The organism is Streptacidiphilus sp. PB12-B1b, assembly GCF_014084125.1.
Classification (GTDB): Bacteria; Actinomycetota; Actinomycetes; order Streptomycetales; family Streptomycetaceae; genus Streptacidiphilus.
On record NZ_CP048405.1, the window covers coordinates 2,992,137 to 3,009,568 of the forward strand.

Annotated in this window: 15 protein-coding genes; 6 read left to right on the forward strand and 9 right to left on the reverse strand. The window is 73.7% G+C overall.

Annotation, left to right across the window (positions count from 1 at the left end):
* Nucleotides 1-13: 13 nt before the first annotated feature.
* The 3 genes from GXW83_RS13550 (at nt 14) to GXW83_RS13560 (ending at nt 2,436) form a co-directional block, all read left to right on the forward strand.
* Nucleotides 14-646 (forward strand): TetR/AcrR family transcriptional regulator, encoded by a 633-nt coding sequence (locus GXW83_RS13550; RefSeq protein WP_182443318.1) that lies wholly within the window; start codon nt 14-16, stop codon nt 644-646.
* 117 nt (nt 647-763) lie between these two features.
* A complete protein-coding gene (locus GXW83_RS13555; protein WP_182443319.1) occupies nt 764-1,600 on the forward strand; it encodes a trypsin-like peptidase domain-containing protein in 837 nt (278 codons plus the stop codon).
* Nucleotides 1,597-2,436: a glutaminyl-peptide cyclotransferase gene (locus GXW83_RS13560; protein ID WP_182443320.1), complete on the forward strand. Its 840-nt coding sequence runs from the start codon at nt 1,597-1,599 to the stop codon at nt 2,434-2,436. Before GXW83_RS13555 ends, GXW83_RS13560 begins: the two co-directional genes overlap by 4 nt.
* 4 nt (nt 2,437-2,440) lie before the next feature.
* Here GXW83_RS13560 and GXW83_RS13565 read toward each other — a convergent pair whose 3' ends face one another.
* From GXW83_RS13565 to GXW83_RS13600, 8 genes are all read right to left on the reverse strand, one after another.
* Nucleotides 2,441-2,803: a helix-turn-helix transcriptional regulator gene (locus GXW83_RS13565; RefSeq protein WP_182443321.1), complete on the reverse strand. Its 363-nt coding sequence runs from the start codon at nt 2,801-2,803 to the stop codon at nt 2,441-2,443.
* Between the two features lie 136 nt (nt 2,804-2,939).
* Nucleotides 2,940-4,175 carry a S53 family peptidase gene (locus GXW83_RS13570; protein WP_182443322.1) on the reverse strand — a complete coding sequence of 412 codons (1,236 nt, stop codon included), beginning with the start codon at nt 4,173-4,175 and terminating at the stop codon, nt 2,940-2,942.
* Between the two features lie 186 nt (nt 4,176-4,361).
* Entirely contained in the window at nt 4,362-6,023 is a 1,662-nt protein-coding gene (locus GXW83_RS13575; RefSeq protein ID WP_182443323.1) for a glucoamylase family protein, read from the reverse strand.
* On the reverse strand, nt 6,020-7,996 hold the full coding sequence (locus GXW83_RS13580) for a glycosyltransferase family 2 protein (RefSeq protein WP_182443324.1): 1,977 nt from the start codon (nt 7,994-7,996) through the stop codon (nt 6,020-6,022). The genes GXW83_RS13575 and GXW83_RS13580 overlap by 4 nt, the downstream gene beginning before the upstream one ends.
* Nucleotides 7,997-8,054: 58 nt before the next feature.
* Entirely contained in the window at nt 8,055-9,584 is a 1,530-nt protein-coding gene (locus GXW83_RS13585; RefSeq protein WP_182443325.1) for an HlyD family efflux transporter periplasmic adaptor subunit, read from the reverse strand.
* Nucleotides 9,581-10,936: a sulfate adenylyltransferase subunit 1 gene (locus GXW83_RS13590; RefSeq protein WP_182443326.1), complete on the reverse strand. Its 1,356-nt coding sequence runs from the start codon at nt 10,934-10,936 to the stop codon at nt 9,581-9,583. Before GXW83_RS13590 ends, GXW83_RS13585 begins: the two co-directional genes overlap by 4 nt.
* Nucleotides 10,937-10,938: 2 nt before the next feature.
* Nucleotides 10,939-11,877 carry a sulfate adenylyltransferase subunit CysD gene (gene cysD / locus GXW83_RS13595; RefSeq protein ID WP_182443327.1) on the reverse strand — a complete coding sequence of 313 codons (939 nt, stop codon included), beginning with the start codon at nt 11,875-11,877 and terminating at the stop codon, nt 10,939-10,941.
* Nucleotides 11,874-12,611, reverse strand: a complete 738-nt coding sequence (locus GXW83_RS13600; RefSeq protein ID WP_182443328.1) for a phosphoadenylyl-sulfate reductase — start codon at nt 12,609-12,611, stop codon at nt 11,874-11,876. Before GXW83_RS13600 ends, cysD begins: the two co-directional genes overlap by 4 nt.
* A 549-nt stretch (nt 12,612-13,160) precedes the next feature.
* Here GXW83_RS13600 and GXW83_RS13605 point away from each other — a divergent pair.
* Genes GXW83_RS13605 through GXW83_RS13615 form a run of 3 tightly spaced genes read left to right on the forward strand, consistent with a single transcriptional unit; the run spans nt 13,161 to nt 16,606 of the window.
* A complete protein-coding gene (locus GXW83_RS13605; RefSeq protein WP_182443329.1) occupies nt 13,161-14,396 on the forward strand; it encodes an NAD-dependent epimerase/dehydratase family protein in 1,236 nt (411 codons plus the stop codon).
* 3 nt (nt 14,397-14,399) lie between these two features.
* Nucleotides 14,400-15,767, forward strand: coding sequence for a hypothetical protein (locus tag GXW83_RS13610; RefSeq protein ID WP_182443330.1), 1,368 nt, complete (start codon nt 14,400-14,402; stop codon nt 15,765-15,767).
* Entirely contained in the window at nt 15,767-16,606 is an 840-nt protein-coding gene (locus GXW83_RS13615; RefSeq protein WP_182443331.1) for a transposase, read from the forward strand. Before GXW83_RS13610 ends, GXW83_RS13615 begins: the two co-directional genes overlap by 1 nt.
* 48 nt (nt 16,607-16,654) lie before the next feature.
* On the opposite strand, the gene GXW83_RS13620 is transcribed toward GXW83_RS13615, so the two are convergent.
* Nucleotides 16,655-17,422 carry an SDR family oxidoreductase gene (locus GXW83_RS13620; RefSeq protein ID WP_182447287.1) on the reverse strand — a complete coding sequence of 256 codons (768 nt, stop codon included), beginning with the start codon at nt 17,420-17,422 and terminating at the stop codon, nt 16,655-16,657.
* Nucleotides 17,423-17,432: the final 10 nt, after the last annotated feature.

Sequence of the window (17,432 nt, forward strand, 5' to 3'; positions counted from 1 at the left end):
TATGATTCGGCCTATGCGCCCCACCCGCCAGCAGCAGATCATCGACGCGGCCCGCGAGGAGTTCGTGGAGCGCGGCTACGCCGCCGTGTCGATCCGGGACATCGCGCAGCGGGCCGGAATGAGCATGTCCGCGCTCTACCACTACTACCCGGGCAAGCAGGACCTGCTGGTGGCGATCCTGGACGAGGGGGTCGCCGCCTACTTCGCCACCTGCGAGGAGGCCCTGCGCGAGGTCGGCGGCGATCCGGCCGAGCGGCTGGAGGCGCTGGTCACCGCGACCGTCCGGTTCCGCACCGAGTACCCGGTCAAGAGCAGCATCACCCTCACCGAGGAGCGCAGCCTGGACCCGGACAACCTGCGCGCCTACCGCGCCGGCGTGGCGCGCGGCACCCGGCAGTTCCAGCAGGCCATCCAGGAGGGCGTGGACGGCGGCCTGTTCGCCACCCCCTACCCGGACGACGCCCGCCGGGCCGTCATCGCCATGTGCAACGCCATCGCCCAGTGGTGGCGGCCCGAGGGCGAGCTGACCCAGCGTGACCTGGTCGAGCACTATGTCGCGCTGGCCTTCGCCCTGGTCGAGTACCGGCCCCGGACCACCCGCCGCCCGGTCGCCGCAGCACCCCCGCTGAACGGGCCCCGCCGCTGAACGGGCCCCGCCGCTGAAACGGACCCGGCTGCCGAACGGGTGACCGGGGGCGTGTCGGCCGCTCTCGGACAAGCAGCTTGTCGCACTGTTGGCTGCATGGGCTTCCGACGGGAGCGCGTGCGGTCCGCTCCCGGGTCGCTGCGCCTGGCGCTGTGCCGCGCCGCCTGCGCGCTGCTCGCCACAGGGACGGCGCTGGCCGGTGTCGGCGCGCCGCAGCACGCCCCCGGCCCGGTCCGCCGCGCCGCCGCCCCCTCGCGCGACCGGGCCTTGACGCCCGGCAGCAGCGACCGCAGCCGGACGCTGGCGCTGCCCTCGGACTACCGCATCGGCGCGCTGCTGCCGCCGGGCGGCGCCGAGCACGGCTTCTGCACCGCCGGCGTGGTCGCCAGCCCGCACCACAACCTGCTGGTCACCGCCGCGCACTGCGTCTACGACGGCCCCGACCGCGACTACCGCACCGGCCTGTCCTTCTCGCCCGGCGACAGCACCGGCCACGGCCCGGCGGGGCTGTGGTGGGCCGAGCGGACCGTGGTGGACGCGGGCTGGATGAGCAGGGCCGACCCGGACCTGGACGTGGCCTTCGTGATCATGAGCCCGCGCGACGGCCGCAACATCCAGGACATGGTCGGCGGCAACCCGATCGCCTTCGGCCGGGCCGCCGGACCGGTCGGCCTGATCGGCTATCCGACCGGGGCCGACACCCCGCACAGCTGCGTCAACCGCGTGCACCAGCTGGACGAGCACCAACTGTGGATCTACTGCCCGGACTTCACCAGCGGCACCAGCGGCTCGCCCTGGCTCGCCGACGCGGGCACCGCCACCGGCGGCAGCGGCACCCTGATCGGTGTGCTCGGCGGCCACGAGCACGGCGGGGCCACCGCCGACGTCTCCTACAGCAGCTACTTCGGCCCCGACATCGCCGCGCTCTACTACCGCGCCGTCGCCGCCTCGTGAGCCCCGGGCGACGAACCCGCGCAGCCGCCCTCGCCGCCCTCGTCACCGCCCTCGCCGTCTGTGCGGCCGCCGTGCTCGCCGCCTGCGGACCGGCCACCGCGCCCCCGGGCGCGCCCGCGCCCGAGCGGCTGGCGGTCCGGGTGCTGGCGGTGCTGCCGCACGACCGCACCCGGTTCACCGAGGGCCTGGAACTGCGCGACGGGGTGCTCTACGAGAGCAGCGGGCTCTACGGCCGCTCGGCCGTGACCGCCACCGCCTGGCCCGGCGGGGCGGTGCTGGCCCAGTCGGCGCTGCCGAACGGGCTGTTCGGCGAGGGCCTCACCGTCGTCGGCGACCGGATCTGGCAGCTGACCTGGCGCGAGGGGATCGCGCTGGCGCGCCGCCGGTCCGATCTGGCCGTCCTCGGCGAGACGCGCTACCCCGGCCAGGGCTGGGGGCTGTGCTACGACGGGCGGCGGCTGGTGATGAGCGACGGCAGCGCCCGGCTGACCTTCCGCGACCCGGCGAGCTTCGCCCGGCTCGGCGCGGTCGCGGTGACCGACGCCGGGCGGCCGGTCCCGGACCTGAACGAGCTGGAGTGCGCGGGCGGCTCGGTCTGGGCCGACGTCTGGAAGAGCGACGACCTGCTCCGCATCGACCCGGCCAGCGGCCGGGTCACGGCCGTCGCGGACGCCTCCGCGCTGCGGCCGTCCGCCCCCGGACCGGCCGACCGGACCGGCGAGGCGGTGCTCAACGGGATCGCGGCGATCCCCGGCAGCCCGCAGTTCCTGCTGACCGGGAAGTTCTGGCCGGCCATGTACCGGGTCGTCTTCGTGCCCGCCGGGCGCACCGGGTGAGCGGTCAGCGGGGGGTGGCCAGCAGGGCGGACATGGCGGCCAGCACGCCGGGCTCGACCCGGTAGTAGACCCAGGTCCCGCGCCGCTCGCAGGAGAGCAGCCCGGCCTCGCGCAGCTTCTTCAGGTGGTGGCTGACGGTCGGCTGGGAGACGCCGACGTCCTGGATGTCGTAGACGCAGGCTTCCTTGCCCGCGTGCGAGGCGACCTTGGAGAACAGTCGCAGTCGTACCGGGTCGGCCAGGGCCTTGAACATGAGTGCCATGGCGGCTGCGTCCGCCTCGGACAGTTCCGCGGAGGTGACCGGCGGACATCGGGGGAGGAGGCCGTCCTGCAGGAGCGGCGGCTCCAGCGCTATCGGATTCGACATGTCTCTCTCTGGCATTCGTCCGTGCAGCGCGGCGCCGGGGGCGCGCCGGGGGCTGCGAGTCTGGCGGGGTTCCGGCCGCCGGGGAGGCGGCGGCCGGAACCCCGTCCGGGAGCCCGGGGAGGTCAGCCGGGGAGGGTCAGCCGGTGAACGCGGTGAGGCCGTTCGGGGTGCCGAGCCCGGTCGGGCCGTCGTAGCCGGTCCCGGCCTCGCACAGGTACGTCGGCGAGCAGGTGGCCGTCTTGCCCTTGGTGACGTCGTTCAGGGCCGACGGGTGGGCGTAGAGGTCGGCCGCCGGGTACGCGGCGGTCGGGGTGCCGGCGTCGGCGAAGACGGCCGCGATCAGCGGGGAGGCGACGCTGGTGCCGCCGTAGACCTGCCAGCCGCTGGCGCCGTAGGTCTCGTAGACGGCGACGCCGGTGGCCGGGTCGGCGACGGCGGAGACGTCGGCGACGGTGCGCTTGGAGCAGCCGCTGTCGGTCTGCCAGCTGGGCTTGGCGTCGTAGGCGGAGCAGCCGGAGCCGGCGCCCTCGGTGGAGGAGGTGGACCAGACCGACTCGGTCCAGCCGCGCGTGTTGGAGGCGGTCTTGAGCGAGGTGCCGCCGACGGCGGTGACGTACTGCGAGGCGGCCGGGTACTCGACGCCGTAGCCGCTGTCGCCGGAGGAGGCGGTGACCGCCACGCCCGGGTGGTCGTAGTACTTAGTGTCGTACGTCGGGTCGGAGGAGGACTCCGAGCCGCCGTAGCTGTTGGAGACGAACTTGGCGCCGAGCTTGACCGCCTCGTTGACGGCGGCGCCGAGGTTGGCGGTGCTCGCGGACTTGGCCTCGACCAGGATGATGTGCGCCTTGGGGGCGATCGCCGAGACCATGTCCAGGTCCAGCGAGATCTCCCCGGACCAGCCCTTGTTGTTCTTCGGCAGGGTGCTCGTCCCGGTCTGGCTGACCTGCTGGAAACAGCCGTCCCCGCTGGTACACGCGGGCAGTCCGTACTGGCTGCGGTAGACCGACATGTCGGCTCCCGCTTTGGGGTCGTTGTAGGCGTCCACGATGGCGACGGTCTCGCCGGCGCCGCCGTTGGCGGGCAGGTTGTAGGCGCTGAGCAGGTCGCTCGGGCCGAAGCCGGAGGGGGCAGCGCTGGGGGTCGTGCCTAAGGCGTTGACGTGCTCGGTGGTGTCGGTGACCCGCAGCGCGTCGCAGGCCATCTGGCCGACGGTGCGGGGCACGGCGCAGGAGCGCACCCAGGTGGCCGCGGCGGGGGCGGTCTGGGCGCTGGCGGGGGTGCTGGCCACCAGGGCGGTGGCCGCCAGCGCGGCCGAGCCCAGCAGCGGGAGCACGGTCCAGCGCCGGAGCTGGGAGGTGGGGGCGGTATGCATCTGTTCTGCCTCCTGGTATGGGGGTGGGCGGCAATGTGCGAGAAGGCTACTGACGAGTTCATGACCAAACAAGATGGACGACAGGGGAGATTCCCATATAGACCGGGATATATATGGTCAATGACCATGGAAACCCCGCCAATCGGCGGGGGTGCACCACCGATCGGCGGGGTTGCCGACGGACCGTCATGAACCCGTGCGGCGGCGGCGCCTGGGCCGGGAGCGCTTGGGCCGGGGCGTACGGGTGCCGCCCGCTGCGGCGGTCGGGCCCGTACTCGGGCCCAGCCCCTGGATGGAGAAGGTCTCCAGCCCGAAGTAGGGCGCCAGGGCCCGGCCGTAGCCGCTGGCGGCGGCATAGCCCTGGAGCCGGTCGTGGTCGACCGCGTCGTCGATGGACATCAGGATCGTCAACTGGCTCACCGCCATGTAGCGGTCGGCGATCCGGCCGTCGTCCGGCTGGACCGAGTCCAGGAAGCCGTACCGGGTGTACAGCGCGGGGTAGTCGGCGACCAGGCGGGAGATGTCGGCGTACGCCTGCTGCGGGATGACCGGCAGCGCCAGGAACGCGGCGTACGGGGCGACCGCCGCGGCCGAGACCGTGCCCTGGTCGCTGGCGAGGTCGGGCACGCCGTAGTTGGTGTACTTGATGGCCCCGCTCGGCGAGGTGGCCGGGGCCCAGCCCCACACCGGCGAGCCGGTGCCGTCGGCGTACGCGCCCTGCGCCAGCGCGGTGTTGCGGTCGTTCAGGCCCAGGCTGTTGGGCGCCATGGCCTGCTCCGGGAAGACCAGGTCGGGCGCGAGCGCCTGGTAGAGGCTGCCGTCGAAGGTCGGGACGAACTTGATCCCGTCGAAGACGTAGTGCCCCTCGTACACCGGGTAACTCCGGTGGTTCTGGGGGTCGTTGTAGACCACCGTCCGTCCCTGCGGGGTCTGCCGCTGCCGGTGCCCGGCCGGGGGCGTCCGGTTCATCCCCCACCACAGGGCGCCGGGGACCTTGCCGCTGCCGATGGCCGTGTACTCGGCGATCCGCGGGCCCGAGTAGGCGTTCTGGTAGGTGGATTTGGAGTAACTCCCGCCCACCTGGTAGCCGTTGTAGAGGACGTCGGCGGCGCGGTCGTACAGGAAGCCCCACTGCATGCCGCCGAGCAGCGCGCCGAACCGGGCCGAGAGGGCGGGGAAGGCGCCCTGGGCCACCAGCAGCCCCTGCGCCAGCCAGCCGTTGTCCACGGTCGAGACGTATCCGGCCGGGTCCTGCTCGCCCTGCGGGGTGGCGATCGCCGCGCCGTTCCGGGTGCTGTACCAACGGAACAGGAAGCCCTGGTACTTGGGCATCCGCTCGATCTGCGCCAGCACCGCCGCGGCGTCCGCCTCGGCCTGCGCCGGGGTGGCCAGGCCGAGATCCCGGGCGGCGACGATCGCCGACAGGTAGGTACCGATCAGTGCCGGATTGGTGTACTCCCGTGCGGCGGCCGGGGGTTGCAGGGCGGCGTCCGGCCCGGGCTGCCCGGCCAGCGGGACGCTGTCCAGCAGCAGGTGGGTCGCCGGATCCAGATCCGGGCCGGACAGGAAGCTCCAGGTGCGGGCCGCGACCTGGCGCAGGAAGGTGATCTGACTGGACGTCAACTCCGATGTCGGGTCGGTGGCCAGGGCGCCGCCCGCAGCCGGGGCCGTCCACGCGCCGACGCCACCGCCGCCGGCGGTCGCGGACGGCGGCGGCGCGGGCGAGCCGGCCGGGGAGCGGCCGGAGGAGAACGCCCCCTCCAGCGCGGCCGTCCCCAGCCCGGCCGCGACCAGGGCGGCGGCGGTGAGCAGGCCGATGACGCGGCGGGTGCGCGCGGTGGTGGTCACGGGCTCTCGGCCTCCGGCAGGTAGCGCGGCCGGAGCACCGGCCAGGTGATGTCGGCGTCCGGCGCGGTCCGCCGGACCGGGTGCAGCCAGGGCACGGACACCGGCCTGGTCTGCAGCAGCAGCAGCGCCTCGACGTTGGCCAGCCGCTTGATCATCATGAAGCCGAAGAACAGCGGCCACCACAGGAAGGTGCGCCACAGCCCGCGGTAGAACATGCTGCACATGACCAGCACCAGCATCGGCAGTTTGGCGATGAGGAAGAACGCCGCCAGGTGGAGCAGGTTGCGGCGCACGCCGGTGTCGAACACGGCCCCCTGGATGGCGAACAGGTAGGCGGCGAACTGCATCGGCTGGACCAGGCGGCGCGCGCCCTTGAAGAACTCGGCGAACCAGAACCGCGGCCCGGCCGAGCCGGAGGCGAACGGCACGAAGCGGGCGAAGTTGTAGATCGACCCCTGGCTCCAGCGGCGGCGTTGGAGCCGCAGCTGCGCGGCGTCCTCCGGGACGTCCTCGTAGGCCCAGATCCGGCGGTCGTAGACGGCCCGGTAGCCGAGCCGGGCCAGGCTGCAGGTGAAGTCGATGTCCTCGCCGAGCATGCCCTCGGGCCAGCCGCCGATCTCCAGCGCCGCCTCCCGGCGCACCGCCGTGTAGTTGCCGGGGACGCACGGCTGCGCGTCGACCACCGCGTAGGCGAGCCGGGGCAGTCCGAAGCCGGCCGCCAGCTCCATCGAGCGCATCCGGTCCACCCAGGTGGTGAACGGCTGCTTGACGAACATGAACGCCCCCACCAGCCCGATCCGCGAATCCGACTCGAACCACGGCACGGTGTACAGGAACGAGTCGGGGTGCACCTCGCAGTCGGTGTCGTGCCGGATGACGTAGTCGGAGGTGCAGTGGGTGAGCGCCAGGTTGAGCGCGGTGGCCTTGCCGACGTGCGATCCGGCGATGACCTCGCCGCGCACCGCCACCGCCCGGGCCATGGCCTCCTCGGCCAGCCGCCGGGTGGCGTCCTGCGAGCCGTCGTCGCACAGGATCAGGTGCACCGGGCCGCCGTAGACGGCCGCCGCCCGGTCGATGCACTCGACCCAGCGGACGATGTTGGTCTCCTCGTTGAAGGCCGGGCCGATGACGTCGATCGGCGGCCGCTCCGGCCCCGGCTGCGGCAGTTTCGCGCCGCCGCAGAGCCGCAGCACGCACAGCACCACGTAGATGCCGAACTTGAGGTACACCGGGACGGCGATCAGCACGAAGGTGTAGGCGACCGGGTCGTCGCCGGAGACGTGGACCAGGTAGTCCGCGCCCACGGCCACGAACACCGAGACCACCAGCAGCACGGTGGCCATGATCAGGGTGTCGAGGACGTCGCCGGTGCGCCGGATCGGCACCTGCGTCGGCCGGGGCAGCTTGTAGGTGGTCAGCGCCAGCCGCATGGCCAGCACATAGGCGATCAGGTAGTGCATCAGAATGCTGATCAGCGGGAACCGCCCGAGCGAGATCCCGCTCTCGACGCCGATGACGCTGAGCACGGTGTCGGCGGCGATCGCGGCCACGAAGGCCAGCGGGGCGTGCGCCACGATCATCAGCCGCCGCCCCCAGGTCGCATGCACGGAGACGGCCAGCGCGATGGTGAACGCCAGGAAGCTGAGCGGGATCACCGGCCGCAGGTGCGACACGTAGGCGTCCACGACGGCCGGTTCCGGCAGCACCTGGGTGGTGGACAGGGCCACCACCGAGCGGTACGCCTTGGACAGGTCGGGGGTGCGCAGCCCGGTCAGGGCGATGCTGCCCAGCACGGTCAGCCCGACGAACAGGGCCACCCGGGGCAGCGAGGGCGGGTGCGGCTTGGGCAGCACCACCACGTTGCCGACGCCCCGGTCGGAGTCGTCGAAGCGCCGCCGCAGCGCGTGCAGCACGATCCCGACCAGGACGGCCAGGTCGAGCACGAACATCAGCAGGCCAGGAAGCCGGAGCACTCAGTCCCTCCCGGGGCGGGTCGTGGTCGGGGCGGCCGGGTCGGCGGTGGCGGCCGGGTCAGGGGAAGACGACATTGGTGCTCATCCCGGTCATGGTCCCCTGCGGCCAGGAGGGGACGGCCAGCCGGACGGGGTACTGCACGCTGCCGTTCTGGTCCACCGGGATCGGGCTGATCTGCGACACCGTGGCGTCCACGGTCCGGCCCAGCGCGTTCACCGTGATCCGGGCCCGGCTGCCGTCGTGCAGCGACGCCACCTCGCTCTCGCTGACCTGGGCCAGCACGTACTTCTGCGCGGAGACCAGCCAGATCAGCGGCTGCTGCCCGGACGAGCCGGAGCTGGTGGCGCCGGTGCCGGCGGCCGGCGGGAACAGGCTGAACGCCGGACCGGAGGTCGCCTGCGCGCCGCTGGGGCCGGAGAAGCCGTGCACGCCGCCGGTGCCGTCGAGGTCGCCGACGATCCCGCCGACGTCGGCGACGACCCCGGCGATGGGCGACACCAGCGTCAGCGCGGCCAGGTTCTGCCGGTCCTGGTCCACGGTGGTCTGCGCGGCGGCCTCGTTGGCCTGGGCGGTGGACAGCTGGGCGGCGGAGGCCGGGGCGGTCGCCACCGCCTCCTGGTTGCGGGTGAGCGCCAGCGCCGCGCCCGCGCTGGACGCCGCATGTGCCGCGGTGTCCTGCAATTGCGCGGCGTCGGCCCGGGCGTTGGCCAGAGCGGCGGTGGCGCTGTCGACGCCCGCCGAGTCCTTCTGCAGCTGCGACTGCAGGGTCAGGCAGTACTGCTCGGGCGAACCGCTGGGCGTGGCTTGCGGGCTGCTCTGCGGCGTCGGCAGCAGCGGCGTCGGCTGAAGCGAGGACCGGCCGGATCCGCCGCCGACCGGGTCCGGTCCCGCGCCGCCGACCGGGCCGAAGCCCTGGTCGTGGCCGGGGGCGGCCTCCGGCGCGGTGCCGGGCACCGCCCGGGGCGCCTCGGCCCGGGCGGTGCACACCGACTTGTACTGCGCGGTGTCCGCCCGCAGCGCGGCCTGGGCGTTGTCCACGGTCTGCTGGGCCTGGCCGATCTGCGAGCTGCCCTGGGCGACGGCGTCCTGCGACGCCTGCTGCGCGCTGGACAGCTGCTGGTCGGCGGCGGCCACCTGCAGGTCGAGGTTCTGCTTCCCGGCGGCCGACAGGCTCGGCGACTCCAGGGACTTCACCACCGTCTGGTCGGCGGCCAGCACCGCCTCCGCGTCCTGCAGGCTGGCCTGCGCGTACCCCTGGTCCAGGGTGGCCAGCGGCTGGCCCTGGCGCACGGTCTGGCCGGTGCTGACCAGGATCCGGGTGACCCGGCCGGTCTGCGGGAAGTCCAGGCTCACCGAGCTCTGCGCCTCGACGGTCCCGGCGAAGCCGGTGGGGCCGCCGGTGACCTCGGTGAAGGTGTAGCGCGCCAGCACCACTCCGACCGCCAGCAGCGCCACCGCCACCAGCAGTTGCCGCAGCGAGGCGTGCGGCAGCCGGCGGCGCGGCTCCGGGGCGCGGCCCGCGGGATCGTCGTTGACGGCGGCGGCGGCGTTCATGCCGCGCACCCGGACGGGAACCTTGCTCGTCATCGCCTCTCAGCTTCCGTGTGGGTGTCGAGTGCGCCGACCATTCCGGCGGTCACGGTGGCCCCGTCCGCCTCGTCCACGAGGAGGAAGGAGCCGGTGTGGCGGTCGGCGCGGTAGTCGTCCAGCGGCAGCGGGGCCGCCGTCCGCAGGGTGATCTGGCCGATGTCGTTGGCGGACAGGCTCTGCGGGGCCGGCTCGGCGGCCAGGGTGCCCAGGTCCAGCCGGGCGTCCAGGGAGTGCACCAGCGCCCGGACGGTGCCGGTGCCGTGCTGCAGCAGCAGCCGGTCCCCGGCGCGCAGGGGCCGGTCGGAGAGGTGGCAGACGGTGGCGGTCAGCCGGTCGGCGAGCCTCGGCGGGGCGTCCGAAGGGACGATCAGGTCCCCCCGGGAGACATCCAGCTCGTCGGCGAGCCGCAGCGTGACCGACTGCGGCGCGACGGCGTAGGCGACGTCCTGCTCGCCGAGCCGGTCGATCCCGGCGATGACCGAGCGCTCGCCCGAGGGCAGCACGGTGACCGGGTCGCCGGGGCGCAGCACCCCGGAGGCCAGCCGCCCGGCGTAGCCCCGGTAGTCGCGGAAGCCGCCGGAGGTCTGCGGGCGCAGCACGTACTGCACCGGGAACCGCGCCGGGTGCCCGGCCCGGCCCTGCCCGGTGTCCACCGACTCCAGGTGCTCCAGCAGCGTCGGGCCGTGGTACCAGGGGGTCGACGGCGAGCGGTGGACGACGTTGTCCCCGTTCAGGGCGCTGATCGGGATCGGGACGACCGGCGGCGCGCCCAGCGCGGCGGCGTACCGGGCGCACTCCTCGGCGATGGCGGCGAAGACCGGCTCGGCGTGGTCGACCAGGTCCATCTTGTTGACGGCCAGGACCAGGTGCGGGACGCGCAGCAGGGCGGCCACGGCGGTGTGGCGGCGGGTCTGCTCGGTGACGCCGTTGCGGGCGTCGACCAGGAGCACGGCCAGTTCGGCGGTGGAGGCGCCGGTGACCATGTTGCGGGTGTACTGCACGTGCCCGGGGGTGTCGGCGAGGATGAACCGGCGTCGGGGGGTGGCGAAGTAGCGGTAGGCGACGTCGATGGTGATGCCCTGCTCGCGCTCGGCCCGCAGGCCGTCGGTGAGCAGCGCCAGATCCGGCGCCAGCTGCCCGCGGGCGCGGGACACCCGTTCCACCGCGGCGAGTTGGTCGGACAGCACCGCCTGGCAGTCGTGCAGCAGTCGGCCGACCAGGGTGGACTTGCCGTCGTCCACCGAACCGGCAGTGGCCAGCCGCAGCAGCGAGGTTTCTTGGGCGGTGGCGTCAGCGGGCCCTGATTCAGCGGGAGTTGTGGGAGCGGGGGCCGTGGGGCGGGCGGTCATGGTCAGAAGTACCCTTCGCGCTTGCGGTCCTCCATGGCGGCCTCGGACAGCTGGTCGTCGGCGCGGGTGGCGCCCCGCTCGGTCAGCGTCGAGGCCGCGACCTCGGCGATCACCTCGTCGACGGTGGCCGCGGCGGAGTCGACCGCGCCGGTGCAGGACATGTCGCCGACGGTGCGGTAGCGCACCTGCCGCCGCTCGGCGGTCTCCTCGCCGACCGGGCCGCCCCAGTCGCCCGCGGTCAGCCACATGCCGTCGCGGCGGAACACCTCGCGCTTGTGGCTGAAGTAGATCGAGGGCAGCGCGATCCGCTCGCGGCGGATGTACTCCCAGACGTCCAGCTCGGTCCAGTTGGACAGCGGGAACACCCGGACGTGCTCGCCGGGGGCGTGCCGGCCGTTGTAGAGCGACCACAGCTCGGGGCGCTGGCGGCGCGGATCCCAGGCGCCGAACTCGTCGCGCAGCGAGAACACCCGCTCCTTGGCGCGGGCCTTCTCCTCGTCCCGGCGTCCGCCGCCGAACAGCGCGTCCAGTCGGCCGCGGGCGATCGCGTCCAGCAGCGGGACGGTCTGCAGCGGGTTGCGGGTGCCGTCCGGGCGCTCGCGCAGCCGGCCGTCGTCGATGAAGTCCTGGACCCGGGCCACCGTCAGCCGCAGCCCGTGTTCGGCCACCACCGCGTCGCGGAAGCCGATGACCTCGGGGAAGTTGTGCCCGGTGTCCACGTGCAGCAGGCCGAAGGGGACCGGCGCGGGCCAGAACGCCTTCAGCGCCAGGTGCAGCATGACGATGGAGTCCTTGCCGCCGGAGAACAGCAGCGCGGGCCGCTCGAACTGGGCCGCGCTCTCGCGCAGGACGTGCACCGACTCCGACTCCAGCACGTCGAGCTGGGAGAGCCGCGGCGCCGGGTGGTCGGGGAGCAGCAGGGCCTCGCTCGCGGCGCTCATGGGTGCAGCCCGCATTCGGTCTTGGCCCGGCCCGCCCAGCGGCCCGAGCGGGCGCCGGCGCCGGGCAGCGGCCGCCGGGTGCAGGGCTGGCAGCCGATCGAGGTGTAGCCCTCGGACAGCAGCGGATGGGTCAGGACGCCGTGCCGCGCCGTGTAGGACTGCACGTCGTCCTCGGTCCAGCGGGCCAGCGGGGAGATCTTCACCATGCCGCGCGCGGCGTCGTGGGCGACCACCCGCAGCCGGGCGCGGCCGGGGGAGTCCGCGCGGCGCATGCCGGTGATCCAGGCGGTGTAGGGCAGAAGCCCGCGCTCCAGCGGCTCGACCTTGCGCAGGGAGCAGCACAGGTCCGGGTCGCGCTCGTACAGCCGGGGGCCGTGGGCGGCGTCCTGCTCGGCGACGGTCTGCCGGGGCGTGAGCGAGAGCAGGTCCACCCGGTAGGCCTGGGCGACGGCGTCGCGGGTGCCGACGGTCTCGGCGAAGTGGTAGCCGGTGTCCAGGAACAGCACCGCCACGCCGGGGGCGACGGCCTGGGCCAGGTGCACCAGGTGGGTGTCGGCCATGGAGGAGGCGACCACCAGCCGGGGGCCGAAGGTGTGGTGGGCCCAGGAGACGATGTCGGCGGCGTCGGCCTCCGATAAACGCGCGTCGGCCTCGTCGGCGAGCGCGCGGAGTTCGGCGGCGGAAATGGGCGGGGACGCCGTCGATTCCTCTTCCGCGTTGGCTCTCTTTTCCATGGGAGCCCTCCTTTCTGTGGTCCCAGTGATACCAGAGGCGCGCTTCGAAAATACATCCGGGCCCGAGGCTTCTTGCCAAACGTTTACGTTTATGTCCATCGAATCAGGGTGCGCGCCGCCGCCCGGTCTGCTGTGTGTTTATCCCTGTCGAATCAGCGGCCCGCGGGAATCGTGCGAGGTGGGGCGGTTGTGACGCGGGGGGCGGTCGGCGGCCTGTCTTCACGGCCGTCGAAACAGAGAATTTCGAGGATGCCACCCCTCACCAGTGGTGACAGCTCTGACCTGCGGATATGCAAGTCCATCGAATTTAAGCGGGGGCAATGGTCGCATACGATGTGTACTGGACACGCCAGTCTTCCTGTGCCAGAGTCACTGGTTACCCGGCGTTCACACCCGGGCCGGCCGCACCCGTGCCTGTATTCGGCGGAGCCGCGGCCAATTGTGCGGAGGCCGGCGCGATGTGCGGTACCGCTTTTGACGGCACCGTTCCAAGGGTCATTCTGCACCGAACCGTGTTCGTACTCGCACCATTCACCCGGGAGTGGCTACATGCGCATTCTTGTCCTCGGCGGCGACGGATTCTGTGGCTGGCCGACCGCACTCCATCTTTCCGATCGCGGCCACGACGTGACCATCGTCGACAACCTGAGCCGCCGCGCCATCGACCTGGAACTCGAGGTCGAGTCGCTCACCCCGGTCCGGCCGCTCGGCGAGCGGCTGCGCGCCTGGCGGGAGGTCTCCGGGCGCGAGATCGGCTTCGTCCGGCTCGACCTGGCCACCGAGGCCGACCGGTTGGCCGCGCTGCTCACCGAGGTGCGTCCGGACGCGGTGGTGCACTTCGCCGAGCAGCGGGCGGCGCCCTACTCGATGCGCAGCACCGACTCCAAGCGCTACACCATCGACAACAACGTCCGGGCCACCCACAACCTGCTGGCCGCGCTGGTGGCGACCGGCACCGACGCCGCCCTGGTCCACCTCGGCACCATGGGCGTCTACGGCTACGGCTGGTCCGGCTCGGCGCCCATCCCCGAGGGCTACCTGACCGTCAAGGTGCCCACCCCCGACGGCGACCTGGAGCGGGAGATCCTGCACCCGGCCAACCCCGGCTCGGTCTACCACCTCACCAAGACCATCGACCAGCTGATGTTCGCCTTCTACGCGGCCAACGACCAGGTCCGGATCACCGACCTGCACCAGGGCATCGTCTGGGGCACCCAGACCGCGCAGACCGTCCGCGACGAGCGCCTGGTCAACCGCTTCGACTACGACGGCGACTACGGCACCGTGCTCAACCGGTTCCTGATGCAGGCCGCCATCGGGCACCCGCTGACCGTCCACGGCACCGGCGGCCAGACCCGCGCGTTCATCCACATCCAGGACACGGTCCGATGTATCGAGATCGCGTTGGGCAACCCGCCCGACGCGGGGGACAAGCCGATGGTCTTCAACCAGGTCACCGAGACCTTCCGGGTCCGCGACCTGGCCAAACTGGTCAGCAGCCTGACCGGGGCCCCGGTGGCCAACCTGCCCAACCCGCGGATGGAGGCCGTCGAGAACGACCTGGTGGTCCGCAACGACCGCTTCCTCGCCCTCGGCCTGGAGCCGACGACCCTGTCCGAGGGCCTGCTCGACGAGTGCACCAACATCGCCCGCCGCTACCGGCACCGGGTCGACCTCAGCAAGATCATCGCCCGGTCGGTCTGGCGCCCCGGCATGGAGACCGCCGAGGACCTGCTGACCGAGTTGCCAACCGCCTCCGGCATACGGCCCGGTGAAGGGCGGTAGGCCATGCAGCACCGGCCGAGCGGCGCCCCCGCCGCCGCCGACCGCAGGCCGCGTGACCCCTACGGCCTGCCGCTGACCACCACCGCCGAGGCGGCCGGCGCCTACAACCAGGGCCTGTTGCGCTTCCTGCGGGTGCAGACCGGCGCCGACCGGCTGATCGCCCAGGCCGTCCGGGCCGATCCGGGCTTCGCCCTCGGCCATGCCGCCCTCGCCCTGCTCGGCCACGCGGGCGCCGCCGACACCGACGTCCCCGCCGCCCTGGAAGCCGCCCGCCGCGCCGCCGGCCCCCGCCTGGACGACCGGGAGCGCAGCTTCGTGGACGCGGTCACCGTCCAGGCGTCCGCCGGTGCGGGCGACGGACCCGGCACCACCCCGCGGCTGCTGCGGCACATCCGGGCCCACCCGCTGGACGCCCTCAGCGTCAACGCCGCCGTGCCGACCATCACCTCCAACGGCGTCACCCAGGGCGAGCAGGCCTGGGCCCTGATCGAGTCGCTGGCCCCGCTGTACGGCGACGACCCCTGGTACCTGGGCCAGTTGGCCTTCGTCCGGCAGGAGCAGAACCGATGGCGGGAGGCGGCGACGCTGGCCGAACGCGCCCTGGACGCCGACCCGGCCTCGGGCCACGCCGTCCACGCCCGCGCCCACGTGCTGTACGAGACCGGCGAGCACCGGGCCGGCCTGGACTGGCTGGAGGACTGGCTGCGCCGGCACGGTGCCCAGGCGTTCCACGCCGTGCACTTCTCCTGGCACGCCGCCCTGCACGAGCTGATGCTCGACAACCCCGAGGCGCTGCGCCGCCGCTACGACGCCCAGCTCGCACCGCCCGCGATCACCGGCTGCCGGGCGCTGATCGACTCCGGCTCGCTGCTCTGGCGCTGCCACGTCACCGAGCGCTGGCAGGGCCCGATCCCGGGCGAGGCCGTCCGCGACGCCGCGCCCGAGGGCTGGCTGGACGCCCCGCCGACCCCGTTCGCCGCGCTGCACAGCGCCCTGGCGCTGGCCGCCACCGGCGACGTCGACCGGCTGCGGCGGCTGCGGCGCAGCTTCCTCGGGCGCGCCCGGCCGGTCTTCCACACCACCCTGGCCGGGCTGTGCGACGGCCTGGCCGCCGTGGTCGAGCAGCGCTGGGACCTCGCCGCCGACCTGCTGCGGCCGCTGCTGCCCCGGCTCGGCGCACTGGGCGGCAGCGCCGCGCAGCGCGAGGTGGTCGAGGAGACGCTGCTGCACGCCCTGGCCCGGGCCGGGCGCACGGACGAGGCGGCCCGGCTGCTCTCGGCCAGGCTGGACCGCCGCCCCGCCCCGCTGGACCGCAACCGCTTCCTGGACGTGGTGAACGGCGGTACCCACCCGATAGGGAGCAACGGTTGATGACCCATCCGCATCCGTCGAACGGAAGCCGGCCCGGCCCCGGCGCCACCGCCGCCGGGGCCACCGCCGCCGGGATGAGCCTGGCCGGGGAGGGCGGCCCGCTGGCCGAACTGACCCGGCGGGTCCTGGAGTCGGCGCTGGAGGGCGAGATGACCGACCATCTGCGCCGCGCCCGGGCCGGGGCGGCCACCGCCCGGGAGGTCCCCAACCGCCGCAACGGCTACCGCTCCAAGGCGGTGACCACCGAGGCCGGGCGGGTGGAGATCGCCGTCCCCCGGGACCGCTGGGGCACCTTCGAGCCCAAGCTCCTCGGCAAGCGGCGGCGCCGCCTCGGGGGCGTGGACGAGATGGTGCTGTCGCTCTCCGCCAAGGGCCTGACCCACCATGAGGTCATCGCCCACCTGCGCGAACGCTACGGCGCGCAGATGCCCGGCGGCAGCATCGCCATGATCGCCGACAGCGTCCTGGCCGGTATGGCCGCATGGCAGAACCGGCCGCTGGACGCCGTCTACCCGGTCGTCTTCATCGACTCCGTCCGGGTCGCCGCCCGCACCGCCCCTGCCGCCCACCGGACGCTGCACCTGGCGCTCGGGGTCACCGCCGAGGGCAGCCGCGACGTCCTCGGGCTGTGGGCGCAGGACGCCCGCTCGGCCGCACCGTACTGGATCCGGCTGCTGACCGAGATCCGGAACCGCGGCGCGGACCGGGTGCTGATGGTGGTCAGCGACGAACTGGCCGGGCTGCCGCAGGCGGTGAACACGGTCTGGCCGAGCGCCATCGTGCACACCTGCCTGGGGCGGCTGCTGCGGCTGTCCCCGGCCCAGCCGGGCCGCCGCTGACACCCGCCCCCGGCGCAGGCCCGAACGCGGCCTGCGCCGCCGGGCCGGTCAGGCCGACTGCTCCAGGGTGCGCTGCAGCTTGTTCATCCCGCGCAGCCAGCGGTCCGGATCGGCGGCCCGGGCGGCGAAGTACTCGGCCACCTCCGGGTGCGGGAGGATCAGGAACCGGTCCCCGGCCAGCGCCTGCACCACCGCGTCGGCCACCTGCTCGGGCTCGATCGCGGTACCGGCGAGCACCAGCTCCCCGGCCGCGCCGCTGGCCTCCAGCATCCGGGTGCGCACCCCCTGCGGGCACAGCGCCTGCACCGTGACGCCGCGGTGCCGGTAGGTCGCGGACAGCCATTCGGCGTGCGCGAGCGCGGCGTGCTTGGTCGCCGAGTACGGCGCCGAGCCCAGCATGGTGAGCAGTCCGGCCGCCGACACCGTTGCCAGGAAGTGCCCGCTGCCGCGCTCCAGCCACTCGGGCAGCAGCTCCTGCGCGGCCCGGACGTGGGCCATCACATTGACCTCCCAGGACACCGCCCAGTCCCGCTCGGCCGTCTCCGCCTCACCACTGGCGCCGATCCCGGCGTTGGCGCAGTACAGGTCGATGCCGCCGAGCGCCCGCCGGGCCTCGGCCACCAGGTGGGCGACGCCCGCCGCCCCGGCCGCGTCGCCGGGCACGGCGGTGCCGCCGATCTCCGCCGCCACCGCGTGCGCGGCCTCGGCGTCCAGGTCGTTGACGACCACCAGGGCGCCCCCGGCGGCGAACCGCCGGGCCAGCGCGGCGCCGATCCCGCCGCCCGCGCCGGTGACCACCACCCGCCTGCCCGCCAGGCCCGCGCCG

Excerpts from the sequence above, each read along its gene's own strand:
- GXW83_RS13550 (WP_182443318.1), top strand. The coding sequence starts at position 14 with ATGCGCCCCACCCGCCAGCAGCAGATCATCGACGCGGCCCGCGAGGAG.
- GXW83_RS13565 (WP_182443321.1), bottom strand. The coding sequence starts at position 2,803 with ATGTCGAATCCGATAGCGCTGGAGCCGCCGCTCCTGCAGGACGGCCTC.
- GXW83_RS13570 (WP_182443322.1), bottom strand. The coding sequence starts at position 4,175 with ATGCATACCGCCCCCACCTCCCAGCTCCGGCGCTGGACCGTGCTCCCG.
- GXW83_RS13585 (WP_182443325.1), bottom strand. The coding sequence starts at position 9,584 with ATGACGAGCAAGGTTCCCGTCCGGGTGCGCGGCATGAACGCCGCCGCC.
- GXW83_RS13590 (WP_182443326.1), bottom strand. The coding sequence starts at position 10,936 with ATGACCGCCCGCCCCACGGCCCCCGCTCCCACAACTCCCGCTGAATCA.
- cysD (WP_182443327.1), bottom strand. The coding sequence starts at position 11,877 with ATGAGCGCCGCGAGCGAGGCCCTGCTGCTCCCCGACCACCCGGCGCCG.
- GXW83_RS13600 (WP_182443328.1), bottom strand. The coding sequence starts at position 12,611 with ATGGAAAAGAGAGCCAACGCGGAAGAGGAATCGACGGCGTCCCCGCCC.
- GXW83_RS13605 (WP_182443329.1), top strand. The coding sequence starts at position 13,161 with ATGCGCATTCTTGTCCTCGGCGGCGACGGATTCTGTGGCTGGCCGACC.
- GXW83_RS13610 (WP_182443330.1), top strand. The coding sequence starts at position 14,400 with ATGCAGCACCGGCCGAGCGGCGCCCCCGCCGCCGCCGACCGCAGGCCG.
- GXW83_RS13615 (WP_182443331.1), top strand. The coding sequence starts at position 15,767 with ATGACCCATCCGCATCCGTCGAACGGAAGCCGGCCCGGCCCCGGCGCC.